The 2,493-nt window shown below is 56.7% G+C and carries 1 rRNA gene (only partly in view); it reads left to right on the plus strand.

Annotated elements, in window-relative coordinates:
• Positions 1–2,471 (plus strand): 23S ribosomal RNA (locus tag ACH4NX_RS38250) (it extends 729 nt beyond the left edge of the window).
• Positions 2,472–2,493: the final 22 nt, after the last annotated feature.

Below are 2,493 nucleotides of genomic sequence, written 5' to 3' on the forward strand. Positions count from 1 at the left end.
CTCGTGACTGCGTGCCTTTTGAAGAATGAGCCTGCGAGTTTGCGGTGTGTTGCGAGGTTAACCCGAGTGGGGAAGCCGTAGCGAAAGCGAGTCCGAACAGGGCGATTCAGTAGCACGCTCAAGACCCGAAGCGGAGTGATCTAGCCATGGGCAGGTTGAAGCGGAGGTAAGACTTCGTGGAGGACCGAACCCACCAGGGTTGAAAACCTGGGGGATGACCTGTGGTTAGGGGTGAAAGGCCAATCAAACTCCGTGATAGCTGGTTCTCCCCGAAATGCATTTAGGTGCAGCGTCGTGTGTTTCTTGCCGGAGGTAGAGCACTGGATAGGCGATGGGCCCTACCGGGTTACTGACCTTAGCCAAACTCCGAATGCCGGTAAGTGAGAGCGCGGCAGTGAGACTGTGGGGGATAAGCTCCATGGTCGAGAGGGAAACAGCCCAGAGCATCGACTAAGGCCCCTAAGCGTACGCTAAGTGGGAAAGGATGTGGAGTCGCACAGACAACCAGGAGGTTGGCTTAGAAGCAGCCACCCTTGAAAGAGTGCGTAATAGCTCACTGGTCTAGTGATTCCGCGCCGACAATGTAGCGGGGCTCAAGCGTACCGCCGAAGTCGTGTCATTGCAGCAATACGGCCAACGCCGGCTGTGATGGGTAGGGGAGCGTCGTGTGCCGGGTGAAGCAGCCGCGGAAGCGAGTTGTGGACGGTTCACGAGTGAGAATGCAGGCATGAGTAGCGATACAAACGTGAGAAACGTTTGCGCCGATTGACTAAGGGTTCCTGGGTCAAGCTGATCTGCCCAGGGTAAGTCGGGACCTAAGGCGAGGCCGACAGGCGTAGTCGATGGATAACCGGTTGATATTCCGGTACCCGCTGTGAAGCGTCAAACATCGAGCATCGTGATGCTAAGGCCGTGAAGCCGTTCCGGACCCTTCGGGGAAAGGAAAGTGGTGGAGCCGCCGAACCAAGCGGTTAGTAGGTGAGTGATGGGGTGACGCAGGAAGGTAGTCCATCCCGGGCGGTGGTTGTCCCGGGGTAAGGGTGTAGGCCGTGCGATAGGTAAATCCGTCGTACTTGTGGCTGAGACCTGATGCCGAGCCGATTGTGGTGAAGTGGATGATCCTATGCTGTCGAGAAAAGCCTCTAGCGAGTTTCATGGCGGCCCGTACCCTAAACCGACTCAGGTGGTCAGGTAGAGAATACCGAGGCGTTCGGGTGAACTATGGTTAAGGAACTCGGCAAAATGCCCCCGTAACTTCGGGAGAAGGGGGGCCATTCCTGGTGATGGGATTTACTTCCTGAGCTGGGGGTGGCCGCAGAGACCAGCGAGAAGCGACTGTTTACTAAAAACACAGGTCCGTGCGAAGCCGTAAGGCGATGTATACGGACTGACGCCTGCCCGGTGCTGGAACGTTAAGGGGACCGGTTAGTCACATTTCGGTGTGGCGAAGCTGAGAACTTAAGCGCCAGTAAACGGCGGTGGTAACTATAACCATCCTAAGGTAGCGAAATTCCTTGTCGGGTAAGTTCCGACCTGCACGAATGGCGTAACGACTTCTCGACTGTCTCAACCATAGGCCCGGTGAAATTGCACTACGAGTAAAGATGCTCGTTTCGCGCAGCAGGACGGAAAGACCCCGGGACCTTTACTACAGTTTGATATTGGTGTTCGGTTCGGCTTGTGTAGGATAGCTGGGAGACTGTGAACTCTGGACGCCAGTTCAGGGGGAGTCGTCGTTGAAATACCAGTCTGGTCGTGCTGGATGTCTAACCTGGGTCCGTGATCCGGATCAGGGACAGTGTCTGATGGGTAGTTTAACTGGGGCGGTTGCCTCCTAAAGAGTAACGGAGGCGCCCAAAGGTTCCCTCAGCCTGGTTGGCAATCAGGTGTTGAGTGTAAGTGCACAAGGGAGCTTGACTGTGAGACCGACGGGTCGAGCAGGGACGAAAGTCGGGACTAGTGATCCGGCGGTGGCTTGTGGAAGCGCCGTCGCTCAACGGATAAAAGGTACCCCGGGGATAACAGGCTGATCTTCCCCAAGAGTCCATATCGACGGGATGGTTTGGCACCTCGATGTCGGCTCGTCGCATCCTGGGGCTGGAGTCGGTCCCAAGGGTTGGGCTGTTCGCCCATTAAAGCGGTACGCGAGCTGGGTTTAGAACGTCGTGAGACAGTTCGGTCCCTATCCGCTGTGCGCGTAGGAGTCTTGAGAAGGGCTGTCCCTAGTACGAGAGGACCGGGACGGACGAACCTCTGGTGTGCCAGTTGTCCTGCCAAGGGCATGGCTGGTTGGCTACGTTCGGGAGGGATAACCGCTGAAAGCATCTAAGCGGGAAGCCTGCTTCGAGATGAGGACTCCCACCCCCTTGAGGGGTTAAGGCTCCCAGTAGACGACTGGGTTGATAGGCCGGATCTGGAAGCACCGCAAGGTGTGGAGGTGACCGGTACTAATAGGCCGAGGGCTTGTCCTCAGTTGCTCGCGTCCACTGTGTT

It is taken from the genome of Streptomyces sp. NPDC017225 (assembly GCF_044331465.1).
In the GTDB taxonomy this organism is placed as follows: domain Bacteria; phylum Actinomycetota; class Actinomycetes; order Streptomycetales; family Streptomycetaceae; genus Streptomyces.